Source organism: Sphingopyxis sp. Root154 (assembly GCF_001427105.1).
Lineage (GTDB): Bacteria > Pseudomonadota > Alphaproteobacteria > Sphingomonadales > Sphingomonadaceae > Sphingopyxis.
This window is the reverse complement of sequence record NZ_LMGI01000002.1, coordinates 1939143-1952826: the sequence shown is the minus strand read 5'-3', so window position 1 is coordinate 1952826 and position 13684 is coordinate 1939143. Positions and strand designations below refer to the sequence as shown.

The window sequence follows — 13684 nt, the reverse complement described above, 5'->3', positions numbered from 1 at the left end:
TTGCTTCGCGGCTTGCCTTTTTCGGCAGTTTCCCGCCATGGTGCCGCGATGGGCCGGCTCCACTTACATCTCATATCCGACTCCACGGGCGAGACACTCGAAAATATCGCCAAGGCGGCGATCGCGCAGTTCGATGATGTCGAGGTCGTGCGCCATTTCTGGCCGATGGTGCGGTCGGAATCGCATCTCGACCGGATCATGGCCGAGGTGCAGGCAAGCCCGGGGATGATCCTCTTCACGCTGGTCAATGGCGAGCTGCGCGTCAGTCTCGAACGCCGCGCGGGCGCGCTTAACCTGCCGACCGTCGCGGCGCTCGATGCGGTGACCGACGCGCTGTCGCGGATGCTGGGACAGGAAGCGAAAGCGCGACCCGGCCGCCAGCATGTCCTCGACGCCGCCTATTTTGCGCGCGTCGAAGCCATTCAATTTACCGTCGCGCACGACGACGGCATCGGCTGGGAAAATTGGGAACAGGCCGACATCGTGCTTGCGGGCGTGTCGCGCACGTCGAAAACCCCGACGAGCATCTATCTCGCGAACCGCGGTTTCAAGACCGCGAACATCCCGATCGTCCCCGAATCGCCGCCGCCGAACGCGCTGTTCACCTTGAAGCGCCCGATGATCGTCGGGCTCACCACGGGGCTCGACCGACTCGTGCAGGTCCGCCGCAACCGCCTCCTTTCGTTGAACCAGCCGCCCGAGACGAGTTATGTCGATGACGAGCGCGTCAAGGCCGAACTCGCCTACGCGCGGCGCATGTTCGCCGACAATGGCTGGCCGGTGATCGACGTCACGCGCCGCTCGATCGAGGAAACCGCCGCCGCGGTGATCAAGCTCGTCGAAGACCGCAGCGCATGACCCTCCTCCTCGCCTCGCAAAGCAGCGGCCGCGCCGCGATGCTTCGCGCCGCCGGGCTCACCTTCGAAACGAGCGCGGCGCATATCGACGAGGAAGCGCTCACTGCCTCGCTGCTCGACGCTGGCCAGACCCCGCGCAACATCGCCGATGCGCTCGCCGAGGCAAAGGCGGTCAAAATCTCGTCGCGGCTTCCGGGAGTGACGGTGCTCGGCGCTGACTCGACGCTGGCACTCGACGACGGATCGATGCTCGCGAAACCCGAAAGCCCCGAGGATGCCGCCGATCATCTCCGCCGCATGGCGGGTACGCGTCACCGCCTGTTCAGCGCCGCGGTCGCCGCGCGCGACGGCGTGCCCATATGGCGCGCGATCGGCGAGGCGAAACTGTGGATGCGCCCCTTGTCCGAAGCCTTCATCGCCGACTATGTCGCGCGCGAATGGGACAGCATTCGCTGGACCGTCGGCTGTTACGAAATCGAAGGAGCAGGCGTGCAATTGTTCGAAAAGGTCGAGGGCGATCCCTGGACGATCATCGGCATGCCGATGCTCCCCCTGATGGCGTGGCTGCGCACCACCGGATTGGCCGCATCATGAGCAAACCCTATGCCGAAGTGATCGGCGATCCGATCGCCCAGTCGAAATCGCCGCTGATTCATAATTTCTGGCTCAAGGCGCTTGGCATTCCCGGCGATTACCGGCGGTTCCATGTACCGGCTGATGAGCTTCCGGACTATATCGCCGGTGCTTGCGCCGACGCCGATTGGCGCGGTTGCAACGTGACTATGCCACACAAGCAAGCGATCATGGATCTCGTCGATGACCCCGGCGATATCCGTGGCACCATCGGCGCGATGAACACGATCGTCCGCCAGCCCGACGGATCTGTTATCGGCACCAACACCGATGCCGCAGGCTTCTATTCGCCGCTAGCCGAACTCGATCTCGAAGGCGCACCGGTCGCCGTTGTCGGCGCCGGCGGCGCGGCGCGCGCGGTGCTGTTCGCGCTCGCCCGCGCCCATGTCGGCCCCGTGACGATCCTCAACCGCAGCCCGCTGAAAGCGATGGGCCTGCTCGCGACCTTCGGCCTTAAGGGCGATGTCGTCGCGCTCGACGCCCAGCTGCCGCCGGTCTCGCTGCTCGTCAATTCGAGCAGCCTCGGCATGAAGGGCCAGCCGCCGCTCGATCTCGACCTGTCGCCGCTCGCCGACGACGCGATCGTCTATGACCTCGTCTATTCGCCGCTTCAGACCGGGCTGCTCAAGGCCGCCGAGGCGCGCGGGCTCGATACCGTCGACGGGCTCGACATGCTGATCGGCCAGGCCGCGCTCGCCTTCGAGCTGTTCTTCGGCGCGACCCCGCCCGAAGGCCGCGATGAGGAGCTGCGCGCGCTGCTCACGGCATGACGCATCACAAGCGCCTCGGCTCGCGGCTCCGCCGTCCCTTCATCCTCGGCCTCACCGGATCGATCGGGATGGGCAAGTCGACCGCGGCGATGATGTTCGAACGCGAAGGCGTGCCCGTGTTCGACGCCGACGCCGAGGTCCACCGGCTGCAAGGCCCCGGCGGCGCGCTCGTCGCCGCGATCGAGGCGCGCTTTCCCGGCACCACCGGCCCGAACGGGGTCGACCGGCAGAAACTCGGCGCGCTTGTGCTCGGCGACACCCACGAACTTGCCGCGCTCGAGGCGATCGTTCACCCCGCGGTCGGCAGGGCGCAGAAACGCTTTCTCGCCAGAAACCGCGCGCGCGACGTTGTCGTTCTCGACATTCCCTTGCTCTTCGAAAAGGGCGGCTGGCGAAAGGTCGGGGCGATCGCCGTCGTCTCGGCGCCGGCATGGATGCAGCGCAAGCGCGTAATGCGCCGCCCGGGCATGACCGCGGCGAAGCTCAAGGCGATCCGCCGGCTGCAGGTCCCCGACCGCGTCAAGCGGGCGCGCGCCGATTTCATCATCGAAACGGGCCGCCCGAAAAGCGAGACGCACCGCCAGATAAGATTCATCGCCTCTTGTTTCCACGCCCGATAGGGTCCAGATTAAAACCTCGATGCGCGAGATTATTTTCGATACCGAAACCACGGGTTTCGATCCCAGGAGCGGGGACAGGCTGGTCGAAATCGGGTGCGTCGAGCTGGTCGACCGCCGCGAAACCGGCGTTACCTTTCACGCCTATTTCAATCCCGAACGCGACATGCCCGCCGCTGCGGAAGCGGTCCACGGCCTGTCGATCCAGTTCCTGTCGGACAAGCCCTTGTTCGCGACTCGTGTCGACGAGCTGATCGAGTTTCTGGGCGACGCGCCGCTCGTCGCGCATAACGCCGCCTTCGACTTCGGTTTCGTCAACGCCGAGCTCGCGCGGGCCGGCCGCCCCGCCCTCGACATGGCGCGGATGTGCTGCACCGTGCAGATGGCGCGCAAGCTCCACCCGGGCGCGAAGCACAGCCTCGACGCGCTCTGCACGCGCTACGGCATCGACCGCAGCCACCGCGTCAAGCATGGCGCGCTGCTCGACGCCGAACTGCTCGCGCATCTCTATATCGAAATGACCGGTGGTCGGCAGATCGGCCTTGGCCTCGCGGCTTCGGCCGGCTCGTCGGCCAGGATCGAGATTTCGACCCCCGCCGCATCGCGCGGCCCCGACCGCCCCTTTCGCGAACCCCGTCCCCATATGGCATCGGCCGCCGAACTCGCGCGCCATGCCGAATTTGTCGCAGGGCTGAACCAGCCGCTGTGGCTCGATACGGTGTGATGACCTTTCCCTAAATCATCGCGCCGGCCAAGAAGGAGAAGAAAAATGGAAATCCGCGTCTCTGGCCACCAGATCGAAACCGGCGAAGCGCTTCAGGCGCATGTGTCGGACCGGATGAACGCGATTGCCGACAAATATTTCTCGCGCGCAATCGGGGCGCACGCGACCTTCGGGAAGGGGCCGCACGATAGTTTCCAGTGCGACATCGTCGCGCATGTGATGCAGGGGCTGGTGCTGAAAGGGCACGGCCAGGCGCAGGATGCGCATGTCGCATTCGAGGGCGCCGCCGAGCGTATCGAAAAACAGCTCAGGCGCTATATGCGGCGATTGAAGGACCACAACAACGGCGTGGCCGCGCCGTCGCCGACGGTCGACGAGATCGAGGACAACGCGGGCTACACCGTGTTCGACGCCGGCAATGACGAAGATGCGGGCGATGCGCCCGCGATCATCGCCGAAACGCGCGTCGATATTCCGAGCAGCAGCGTGTCCGACGCGGTGATGATGCTCGACCTTCGCAACACCAACGCGCTGCTCTTCGTCAATAGCAAGACCGGCTCGCATAATATGGTCTATCGTCGTGATGACGGGACGATCGGCTGGGTCGAGCCACGATAGGGCTGGATTTTCTCCGCCATCCGGCTTAAGGGCCGCGCCCAACGATGCCCGAAGCCGGGATGGCGGGGGGCCTGCCACGACAGATCCGCGATCGCTTGCCAGCTTCAAGTTTCTGGCGGCGGCCGGCGTTTTACAAGATTTGACCAGAGCAATGAATCTTTCTTCCCTTCTCTATCCGGCGACCGTGCGCGCGCATGTGCAGCTCGATTCGAAAAAGGCGCTCTTCCCCTTCGTGGGCGATCTCGCGAGCCGTTCGCTCGGCCTCGATGCCGGCGAAGTCAGCGAAGCTTTGCTCGAACGCGAGCGCCTCGGCTCGACCGGTTTCGGGCGCGGGATCGCGCTTCCGCATGCGAAGATGGCCGACCTTGGCGGTGTGCGCGGCCTGTTCCTGCAGCTGGCGCGTCCGATCGACTTTACCGCGGTCGACGGCCTGCCCGTCGACCTGCTGTTCATCCTGCTCTCGCCGCTCGATGCCGGCGCCGATCATCTGAAGGCGCTCGCGGGCGTGTCGCGTATGCTGCGCAACGAGGCGATCGCCGAACGGCTGCGCGGTGCGAAAAATGACGAAGCGCTCTATGCGATGCTCGCCGACACCGAAACGCGTGACGCGGCGTAACGCCGCGCCGCGAGTCATCCTGTGACGCGGCTGAAAAGCCGCTTTCTCGTCGATCTGCTGCTGCGCCGGACCGAAGCGGCGGGCGGCTTTGCGACCGTACTTGCCAAAGGCGACGACACATCGGGAATCATTCTCGTTCAATGTACCGAACGGGGGCGACCAGGACCGCTGCTCGAGCGGCGTTTTTCGGCGCAAGGCCACTATATCTGGGAGGCGGTCGGTTCAAACGACCCAAAAGATAGTGAATCGCGCGCAAATTATCAGGAGCGGCGGCGAAAGGCCGATCCCGACTTGTGGTTAATTGAACTGGATATCGCAGATGCGCCACAACTCGTCGCGGAGTGGGCTGCGTTAACTTGACTCTGTTGCGGTGCACAATAAGTGCCGCCCATTCGATAACGCGTAGGTCGTTCCGTGGGATACGTCGCCTTGGTGATGCCCCGATAAAACGGTTTGGACACGCAGTCGGACGATGACCGCAGGCGGCGATATTGGACCTATAGTCCCCCGCCTGTTTTGAGAGGTTCGGTTCATCGGCCGCACTTTTGACGGACAATATGAGTCGCATTCTGAACGTAGCCGGCATGGCTGCCGTCGGCATGACTGCCGCCTCCATGCTGCTTTTGGCGGAACCGGGCTTTGCAAGCGATCTTGCGGCCGACGCCAATATCCCCACGATCATCCTGCCGGGCGCCGACGCGCCGGTCGTGGCTGAGAAGGCGGATCTGTCGACCGCGGCCGAAGCGCCGGTCGAAGACAACACCAAGACCGATGAAGAACCCGCCACCGAGCCGAAGCCGGCCCAGGTGACCGCCGATTCGCTCGCCGAACTCGTCGCCGCGACGCCCAAACCTGCCAACATCGATCCCGAACTGCGCTGCCTCGCCGGTGCGGTCTATTTCGAATCGCGCGGCGAATCGCTTCCGGGCCAGCTCGCGGTCGCGCACGTCGTGATCAACCGCGCCCAATCGGGCCGCTTCCCCAAGAGCCTCTGCGGCGTCGTCCACCAGAAGAGCCAGTTCAGCTTCGTGCGCGGCGGCCGGATGCCCGCGGTGCGCAATGCGGCGCAGTGGAGCAACGCCGTGGCGATCGCGCAGATCGCCCGCGACGGCAGCTGGAAGAACCACGCCCCGGGCGCGCTCTTCTTTCACGCGCGCTATGTCTCGCCGGGCTGGCGCAAGACGCGCATCGCGCAGATCGACAACCACATCTTCTATCGTTGATCGGATGGGCGCGGTGTAGATCGCGCCCTCCCTTTTATCGTCACCCCGGACTTGATCCGGGGTCCAGCTGCGCCACTTCGATGGATGCGGGGTCAAGCCCGGCATGACGAAGCGATAGACCGTTCATTGCCAAGCCATATTTGCTGGCGCATGGTGCAGCGATGACGCGTCAAATTTCCGTAGCCCTGCTCGCTGCAGCGGCGCTCGCTCTCGGTGGCTGCGCCACCGCGGTTCCCCCGGTCGAAGTCACGCGCTTCCACGCCAGCGCGCCTGGGAACTGGGTACCAGGTACGCGCTATACCGTCGACACCGCGCCGCTTGGCAACGCCGGGGCGATGATCGACGCGCCCTCGCTCGAATGGAACAGCTACCGCACCGCGGTCGAACAGCAATTGCAGCGGCAGGGACTCGTCGCGGCGCCGGACGGCGCCCGCGCCCCCTTGAAGGTGCGGATCGGTTTCGAACGCATGAACCGCGAAGGCGTCGGCAGGCGTTCACCGGTCTCGGTCGGTGTCGGCGGTTCGACGGGCAGCTACGGGTCGGGCGTCGGACTCGGTATCGGTCTCAACCTCGGCGGCGGTCCGAAACGGATGGCCGATCTCCAGCTCGCGGTGCGCGTTGACGATGCCGCGAGCGGTCAGGCCGTGTGGGAAGGCCGCGCAGTGACCGCAGTCCCTTTAAAGGCGCCCGCCAGCCAGCCCAGCCTCGCCGCGGCGAAATTGGCCGAAGCCCTATTCAAGGACTTCCCCGGGGAATCGGGACGCACTATCAGCGTCAAATGACAATCAGCATCAACGCCGCTTTCGACAGCGGCAATATCGTCGTGGAAAATGTCGACGGCACGTCGGCGCGCCTTTCGATTCGCAAGGATCGCGAATCGGACTTTTTCCAGTGGTTCCATTTCCGCGTGGCATGCGCGGTCGGCGACGCGCTCGACCTCGCGATCACGGGGCTCGGCGAATCGGCCTACCCCGACGGCTGGCCGGGCTATGCGGCGTGCGCGAGCACCGATCGCGAAACCTGGTTCCGCCTCGATACAAATTATGATGCCGGCACGCTGACGATCCAGCACACCGCCGAAAGCCCGATCCTCTATATCGCCTATTTCGCGCCCTATTCGATGGAACGGCACCACGACCTCGTCGCCCAGATCGCCGAATGTGAAGGCGTCACCTACCGCTGTCTCGGCACCAGCCTCGAAGGCCAGCCGATCGACTGCCTCGAAATGGGCACCGGCGACACGCAGGTCTGGCTCTATGCCCGCCAGCATCCGGGGGAGAGCATGGCCGAATGGTGGATGGAAGGCGCGCTCGAAAAGCTCATCGATCCTGCCGATCCGCACGCGCGCTCGCTGCGGAACAAATGCCGCTTCCACATCGTCCCGAACATGAATCCCGACGGCTCGTGCCGCGGCCACCTGCGCACCAATTTCGCGGGCGTGAACCTCAACCGCGAATGGGACAATCCGACCGCCGAACGCAGCCCCGAAGTGCTCGCCGTCCGCAATGCGATGGACGCGACGGGTGTCGACTGGGCGATGGACGTCCATGGCGACGAAGCGATCCCCGCGGTCTTCCTCGCGGGCTTCGAGGGCATCCCGTCGCTCAAGCCCGAACAGACCGAAAAATATAAGGCGTTCGAAACCGCCCTCGCCGCGAACACGCCCGATTTCCAGGTCGACCTCGGTTATGCCGAAACCGCGCCGGGGCAGGCAAATCTGTCGATGTCGACGACGCAGCTCGCCGAACGTTTCGGCGCGGTGTCGATGACGCTCGAAATGCCGTTCAAGGACAATCGCGACCTCCCCGACCCCGTCGCCGGCTGGTCGCCCGAACGCTCGAAGCTGCTCGCGCGCGCGTGCCTCGCGACGCTGGACCAGCTTCTCTGATGTCCAGGGCGGGCGCCTGGCGGATCGTCGAGGACGATTTGTCGGGCGCCGCCATCCGCGCGCTGCTCGAGCAACATTTCGCGGGCATGCTCGCGAATTCGCCGGCCGGAAGCTGTCACTTCCTCGATTTCGACGGGCTGCGCGCCGACGGCGTGACCTTCTGGTCGATCCACCGAGACGACGAACTCGCGGGCTGCGGCGCATTGAAGATGCTCGATGCCAAGCATGGCGAGATCAAGTCGATGCGCACCGCCGAATCCTTTCTGCGGCAGGGCGTCGCCGCGCACATGCTCGATCATATCATCGACGCGGCGCGGGCCCGCGGCCTCAAGCGCCTCAGCCTCGAAACCGGATCGAGCGGCGCCTTCGAACCCGCGATCGCGCTGTATCAGCGCTATGGTTTTACCGAGTGCGCGCCCTTCGCCGATTACCAGCCCGACCCGTTCAGCCGTTTCATGACGCGCGTGCTCTAGACACGAAAACGGGGCCCGGAAGGGACTCCGGACCCCGCAAAATTCGATCAAGCCAGTCGGCGCGCCTTACGCGGCCTTCTTGTCCGCATCGAACAGCGTCGGCTGCGTGCCGCCGATCGCGATCTTGTGCGGCTTCATCGCCTCGGGCACTTCGCGGACCAGGTCGATCGCGAGCAGGCCGTCCGACAGGTCGGCGCGTTCGACCCGCACGAAGTCAGCGAGCTGGAAGCGGCGCTCGAACGCGCGCGTCGCGATGCCGCTATAGAGCAATTGCCGCGCCTCGCCGTCGGCCACCGGCGCCTTGCGGCCGCTGACGGTCAGCATATTCTGCTGCGCGGTGATGTCGATCTCGTCGGACTTGAAACCGGCGACCGCGACGGTGATGCGGAAATGGTCGTCGGCGACCTTTTCGATGTCGAAGGGCGGATAATTTTCGGCGCCCGAACCGCCCGTTTCGAGGAAATCGAACAGGCGGTCGAAACCGACGGTCGAACGGCGATAGGGGGTCCAGTCGAAGCTGTTACGCATGGATCTTTCTTCCTTTTACAAAGCGAAGTCAGGGACCGCGGCGGCCGCCGCGATCGCCACCCGGCCCCGTGTCGGCGGCCGGATGACGCCAATCTGGTAGCCAGCGAAACCATTTCAAGAGGGCGGTTGGCGTTCCTTGAAAACCCGCGCTAAAGGGCGGCGTCTCTCTCCATCCGAAGGATCCGAAATGCCCCAGCTCATCCTCATCCGTCACGGCCAGTCGCAGTGGAATCTCGAAAACCGCTTCACCGGCTGGTGGGATGTCGATGTCACCGAAAAGGGCGTCGCCGAAGCGGTCGCCGCGGGCGAATTGATGAAGGCGAAGGGCATCGCGCCCGATACCTGCTTTACCTCGGTCCAGTCGCGCGCGATCAAGACGCTGAACCTCGCGCTCGAGGCGATGGGCCGGCTCTGGCTTCCCGTCACCAAGGACTGGCGCCTCAACGAACGCCATTATGGCGGCCTCACCGGGCTCGACAAGGCCGAGACCGCGGCGAAGCATGGCGACGACCAGGTCAAGATCTGGCGCCGCAGCTTCGACATTCCGCCGCCGCCGCTCGAAGCCGGCTCGCCGTGGGACCTGTCGACCGACCCGCGCTACGCCGGCATCGCCATCCCGTCGGCCGAAAGCCTCAAGGACACGATCGAGCGCGTGCTGCCCTATTATGAAGCGGCGATCGTCCCCCAACTCGCCGCGGGCAAGACGGTGCTGATCTCGGCGCACGGCAACAGCCTGCGGGCACTCGTCAAGCATCTCTCGGGCATTTCGGACGCCGACATCACCGGCCTCGAAATCCCGACCGGCCAGCCGATTGTCTATGAACTCAATGATGATCTGAGCGCAAGCGAGCGCTATTACCTCAGCGAGCGGTAAGACCGTGTACCCCGGCGAAAGCCGGGGCCCATACGGTGGCTACGGACCCCGACTTTCGTCGGGGCACACGGTGCTGCGATCGGATGCCTACAGCGTCCCCGTCACCGTCAGCTGGAAAAACCGCCCGAACTTGCGCAGCCTTTGCTCGCTGAACGCCACCGGTCCATCGCGCCGGTCGGCGAACACCGTCCGGTTGAAGCCGTCCTTCATCCCCGCGAGGTTGCGGTACGACAGCTTCACCGTGAAGCCCGCGACATCCTTATGCTCGATGAAGGCGGTGACGAACGGCCCGTCGGTCGATTCATGCTCGATCGCCCCGAGCCGCAAATTCGGACTGTAGCGCTCGTCGAAATAGCCTGCGCCCCACGCGAGGTTCGTCCCCGGCACGTCATGGCGCAGGCTCAGATCGACGACATATTCCTGCCCCTCGCTCTGGTCGCGCCACAGCCCCGTGAGCGGATCGCGCACGCGGTTGCGGCGCCAGGTGACGTCGCTGTTGATCCGCGCGCCCTTCCACCCCAGCCGGTCGAGCAGCAAGGTCGCCTTCGAACTGATGCGATAGAGATGCGCGGGCGGCAAATTGCCGCGTCCTTCGGTGGTCGGCGACAGCGGCACCTGGTCGACCAGATCCTCGGCATAGGCATAGGCAAAGGCGACCGACGCATTGCCCCACGCCCCCATATCCTGCACGAATTCCAGCTCGCTGCGATTGACGATCGGCGGCACGAGCAGCCCGTTGCCACCATTGCCCTGCCCGTTCGCCACATCGACCGAGCTCGCGAAATCGAAAAAGTCGAGCTGGTCGACGCGCCGCTGGAGGAACCAGTTGATCGTCGTCTTGCCGCCAACCTTCCACGCCAGCGCGACCTTGCCCTTGGGCCGGACGAAGCGGCGCGTCAGCCCGCCCGGACCCGACGAGGTCAGCTCGCTATATTCGGCGCCCAGGTTGACCTGTGCGGTCAGGTTCGATGCGAGCGAGCGCCCCCAGGTCAGCGACGCCTCGCCGCGCTTTTCCTCGACCTTCGTCCGTTCGCCGCCAAAGACGACGGGCCGGAAGCTGCCGTCGGCCTGCAGCACCGCAAATTCGGAATCGACGTCGAGCGTGTTGTACGCGCCCTCGAGCGCGACCTGCCAGTCGGTGCCGCCGCCGGTGCGCCAGCTATATTCGCCGCGCAGGATCGACTCGCCCTCGTCGGCGGTCTGCTTGAACCGCTCGCCCGTCCGCCCGCCGATTTCGCGATCGACGATGAAACTGTCGACGAACGGGCTGTGCTCGAAGCGGTAGAGGGTGATCAGCTTCAGCCGCCCCTTGCCCAGCCCCAGCTCATAATCGCCGCCGATGTCGAAATTATGCTCGTCTTCGGTGAAGCGGAACGCCTCGCGCACCGTGCCGGCGCCGGGCTGAACCGACGTCCCGTCCACCCGCTCGTCGAGGTTGACCAGCTGACCGCCCAGATTGAAATTCCATTTGTTTCCGTTCGCAGTGGTCCGCGCGAGCGCCACCGACAGGCGCGGCTGGTCGGCATTATAGCGGCCGAACTCGTCGCGCACGAACAACAGCTCGCCATTGCCGTCGAACCGCTGTTCGGGGCCCCAATGCCCCTGACGCCGCGCCTCGTTCTTCAGGCTCAGCGTCACATTTGTGCCGCCGAGCTTGCCCGTCGTCGAAATTTCGCCGTTCAGCCAGTTCTTGTCGAGCCGCGGGCGCCATTCGGGTTGCCAGCGGATCGTCGTCTTATACCCGTCGCTCCCCGCGCCCGCGACGAGCACGACATTGGCGACCTGCCCGGTCAGCCCCGGGACGTTCAGTCCGGCGCCGTCGACGATGTCGATATAGGCGACCTCGGCGGCGGTGATGCGCGCGAGCGCGGTGCGCGCATCGGTCGATTTGTTCGCGATGCGCTCGCCATTGATCAGCACATTCTCGGTCGCCGCGCCCAGCCCGCGTTCGCCGCCGTTGGTGCCGGTGACGATCAGGAAGCCCGGCACCTTCTCGACCATATCGAGCGCGGTGCGCGGCGCAAAGCGCGTGAAGTCTGCGGGCGTATAGCGTTCGGCGCCATTCACCGGAACGGGGATTGCGGGCGGTGCGTCGCCGGTGGGTTCCTGCGCCGCGGCGGGCGCGCCCGACAGCAAAGCCAATAGGACCAGCGATGACCCGTGAAAAACGGCCGACATAATTCCCCCTCGCGGCCGCTATCGAAACAGAAGGCCTCCCCAATCGCGAATAATTCGCAATAATTATCTTGTTATATGATGTCTACCAACGGGCAGCAGCGCTCGACGAGCGTCGGTTACGGCGCCCGATTCTGTGCCTTCGGCCTTACGATTCAATCGCGCAGCAGCTCGTTGATTCCGGTCTTCGCACGCGTTTTCGCGTCGACGCGCTTGACGATCACCGCGCAATAGAGCGACGGCCCCGGCGACCCGTCGGGCAGCGGCTTGCCCGGCATCGCGCCTGGCACGACGACCGAATAGGCGGGGACTTCGCCGATGAAGACTTCGCCCGTCGCGCGGTCGACGATCTTGGTCGATGCGCCCAGATAGACGCCCATCGACAGCACCGCGCCCTCGCGCACGATCACACCCTCGGCGACCTCGGCGCGCGCGCCGATGAAGGCACCGTCCTCGATCACCACCGGTCCCGCCTGCAACGGCTCGAGCACGCCGCCGATCCCCGCGCCGCCCGACAGATGGACGTTCGCGCCGATCTGTGCGCAGCTGCCGACGGTGGCCCAGGCGTCGACCATCGATCCCTCGCCGACATAGGCGCCGATGTTGACGAAGCTCGGCATCAGCACCGCGCCCTTGCTGATATAGGCGCCGCGGCGGACGATCGAACCGGGGACGGCGCGGAAACCCGCGTCGCGAAAGCGATTCTCGCCCCAGCCGGCGAATTTCGACGGCACCTTGTCCCACCAGCGCGCGCCGCCGGGGCCGCCTTCGATCAGCTCCATATCGTTGAGGCGGAATGACAGCAGCACCGCCTTCTTCAGCCACTGGTTGACCTGCCAGGCCCCGCCGGCATCCCGCTCGGCGACGCGATAGCTGCCGTCGTCGAGCCCGGCGAGCGCGGTCTCGACCGCCTCGCGCACCGCGCCCGTCGTCGTCAGCCCCAGCGTGTCACGGTCATCCCATGCGGCTTCGATCGTCGATTGCAGGTCGGTGGTCATGAAATTCCCCATGGTAAAGGCAGATTGTCGAGCCAGTCGGCGATGTCGTTGACGTGGAAATCGACCTGATCCGGCAGGTGGCCCCGATGACCGCTTTCGCTGCCATTGTCCAGCCAGACGGTCGTCATGCCGAGCGCTTTGGCGGGCGTCAGATTGCGCGCCATATCTTCGACGAAGACGCTCTTCGCCGGGTCGACTTTCAGATGCGAAATCATCATCGCATAGGCCGCTGCGTCGGGCTTCGGCGTATAGCGCGTGACGCGGATATCGCAGATGCCGTCGAACAGGTCGGCGATCCCGCGCGCGTGCAGCACGCGCGCCGCATAATCGGCATCGGCGTTGGTGAAGATCAGCTTGCGCCCCGGCAGACGCTCCAGCCCGGCGCGCAGCCGCGCATCGACCGTCAGCCGGTCGAGCGCGATGTCGTGGACGTCGACCAGAAAATCCTCAGGATCGACGCCGTGGTGGCGCATCAGCCCGGCCATCGTCGTGCCATGGTCGTGGAAATATTGCTTTTGCACCCGCCGCGCCTCGGCTGCATCGACGTCCAGCAGCCGCATGATGAAGGCGCCCATGCGTTCGTCGATCAGGTCGAACAGCTTCGCCGACGGCGCATAGAGCGTGTTGTCGAGATCGAAGATCCAGCTGTCGATATGGTCGAGCGGGGCGGGCATGATGCCCGGCCGCATA

At 65.2% G+C, this 13684-nt stretch carries 17 protein-coding genes; 13 read left to right on the top strand and 4 right to left on the bottom strand.

What is annotated here, in order from left to right; all coding sequences use genetic code 11:
* Positions 1–48 precede the first annotated feature (48 nt).
* The 12 genes from ASD73_RS14905 (at position 49) to ASD73_RS14850 (ending at position 8419) form a co-directional block, all read left to right on the top strand.
* Positions 49–858, top strand: coding sequence for a pyruvate, water dikinase regulatory protein (locus tag ASD73_RS14905; RefSeq protein ID WP_056373141.1), 810 nt, complete (start codon positions 49–51; stop codon positions 856–858).
* Positions 855–1451, top strand: a complete 597-nt coding sequence (locus tag ASD73_RS14900) for a Maf family protein (RefSeq protein WP_056373140.1) — start codon at positions 855–857, stop codon at positions 1449–1451. The genes ASD73_RS14905 and ASD73_RS14900 overlap by 4 nt, the downstream gene beginning before the upstream one ends.
* A complete protein-coding gene (gene aroE / locus ASD73_RS14895; protein ID WP_056373139.1) occupies positions 1448–2260 on the top strand; it encodes a shikimate dehydrogenase in 813 nt (270 codons plus the stop codon). The genes ASD73_RS14900 and aroE overlap by 4 nt, the downstream gene beginning before the upstream one ends.
* Entirely contained in the window at positions 2257–2880 is a 624-nt protein-coding gene (coaE, locus tag ASD73_RS14890; protein ID WP_056373138.1) for a dephospho-CoA kinase, read from the top strand. The genes aroE and coaE overlap by 4 nt, the downstream gene beginning before the upstream one ends.
* A gap of 19 nt (positions 2881–2899) precedes the next feature.
* On the top strand, positions 2900–3601 hold the full coding sequence (gene dnaQ, locus ASD73_RS14885; RefSeq protein ID WP_056373137.1) for a DNA polymerase III subunit epsilon: 702 nt from the start codon (positions 2900–2902) through the stop codon (positions 3599–3601).
* Between the two features lie 45 nt (positions 3602–3646).
* Positions 3647–4219, top strand: a complete 573-nt coding sequence (hpf, locus tag ASD73_RS14880) for a ribosome hibernation-promoting factor, HPF/YfiA family (protein ID WP_056373136.1) — start codon at positions 3647–3649, stop codon at positions 4217–4219.
* A gap of 151 nt (positions 4220–4370) precedes the next feature.
* Positions 4371–4835, top strand: a complete 465-nt coding sequence (locus tag ASD73_RS14875; protein WP_056373135.1) for a PTS sugar transporter subunit IIA — start codon at positions 4371–4373, stop codon at positions 4833–4835.
* A 21-nt stretch (positions 4836–4856) separates the two neighbouring features.
* Positions 4857–5195 (top strand): DUF1491 family protein, encoded by a 339-nt coding sequence (locus ASD73_RS14870; protein WP_056373134.1) that lies wholly within the window; start codon positions 4857–4859, stop codon positions 5193–5195.
* A gap of 197 nt (positions 5196–5392) precedes the next feature.
* Complete coding sequence (locus ASD73_RS14865; RefSeq protein ID WP_056373133.1) at positions 5393–6058, top strand: cell wall hydrolase; 666 nt, start codon at positions 5393–5395, stop codon at positions 6056–6058.
* A 161-nt stretch (positions 6059–6219) separates the two neighbouring features.
* Positions 6220–6840, top strand: a complete 621-nt coding sequence (locus tag ASD73_RS14860) for a DUF4136 domain-containing protein (protein WP_056373132.1) — start codon at positions 6220–6222, stop codon at positions 6838–6840.
* Positions 6837–7946, top strand: a complete 1110-nt coding sequence (locus ASD73_RS14855; RefSeq protein ID WP_056373131.1) for a M14 family metallopeptidase — start codon at positions 6837–6839, stop codon at positions 7944–7946. The genes ASD73_RS14860 and ASD73_RS14855 overlap by 4 nt, the downstream gene beginning before the upstream one ends.
* The gene (locus tag ASD73_RS14850) at positions 7946–8419 is read left to right on the top strand and encodes a GNAT family N-acetyltransferase (RefSeq protein WP_056373130.1); all 474 of its coding nucleotides are present in this window, start codon (positions 7946–7948) and stop codon (positions 8417–8419) included. The genes ASD73_RS14855 and ASD73_RS14850 overlap by 1 nt, the downstream gene beginning before the upstream one ends.
* A gap of 66 nt (positions 8420–8485) precedes the next feature.
* Here the strand turns inward: ASD73_RS14850 and ASD73_RS14845 are convergent, their stop codons facing one another.
* Positions 8486–8947 carry an Hsp20 family protein gene (locus ASD73_RS14845; protein WP_056373129.1) on the bottom strand — a complete coding sequence of 154 codons (462 nt, stop codon included), beginning with the start codon at positions 8945–8947 and terminating at the stop codon, positions 8486–8488.
* 187 nt (positions 8948–9134) lie between these two features.
* Between ASD73_RS14845 and gpmA the strand changes: the two genes are divergently transcribed.
* Positions 9135–9821, top strand: a complete 687-nt coding sequence (gene gpmA, locus ASD73_RS14840; RefSeq protein ID WP_056373128.1) for a 2,3-diphosphoglycerate-dependent phosphoglycerate mutase — start codon at positions 9135–9137, stop codon at positions 9819–9821.
* A gap of 87 nt (positions 9822–9908) precedes the next feature.
* On the opposite strand, the gene ASD73_RS14835 is transcribed toward gpmA, so the two are convergent.
* The 3 genes from ASD73_RS14835 to ASD73_RS14825 form a co-directional block, all read right to left on the bottom strand.
* On the bottom strand, positions 9909–11999 hold the full coding sequence (locus ASD73_RS14835) for a hypothetical protein (RefSeq protein WP_056376090.1): 2091 nt from the start codon (positions 11997–11999) through the stop codon (positions 9909–9911).
* Between the two features lie 152 nt (positions 12000–12151).
* Positions 12152–12994 (bottom strand): 2,3,4,5-tetrahydropyridine-2,6-dicarboxylate N-succinyltransferase, encoded by an 843-nt coding sequence (gene dapD / locus ASD73_RS14830; RefSeq protein WP_056373126.1) that lies wholly within the window; start codon positions 12992–12994, stop codon positions 12152–12154.
* Positions 12991–13668, bottom strand: coding sequence for a pyrimidine 5'-nucleotidase (locus tag ASD73_RS14825; protein ID WP_056373715.1), 678 nt, complete (start codon positions 13666–13668; stop codon positions 12991–12993). The genes dapD and ASD73_RS14825 overlap by 4 nt, the downstream gene beginning before the upstream one ends.
* Positions 13669–13684: the final 16 nt, after the last annotated feature.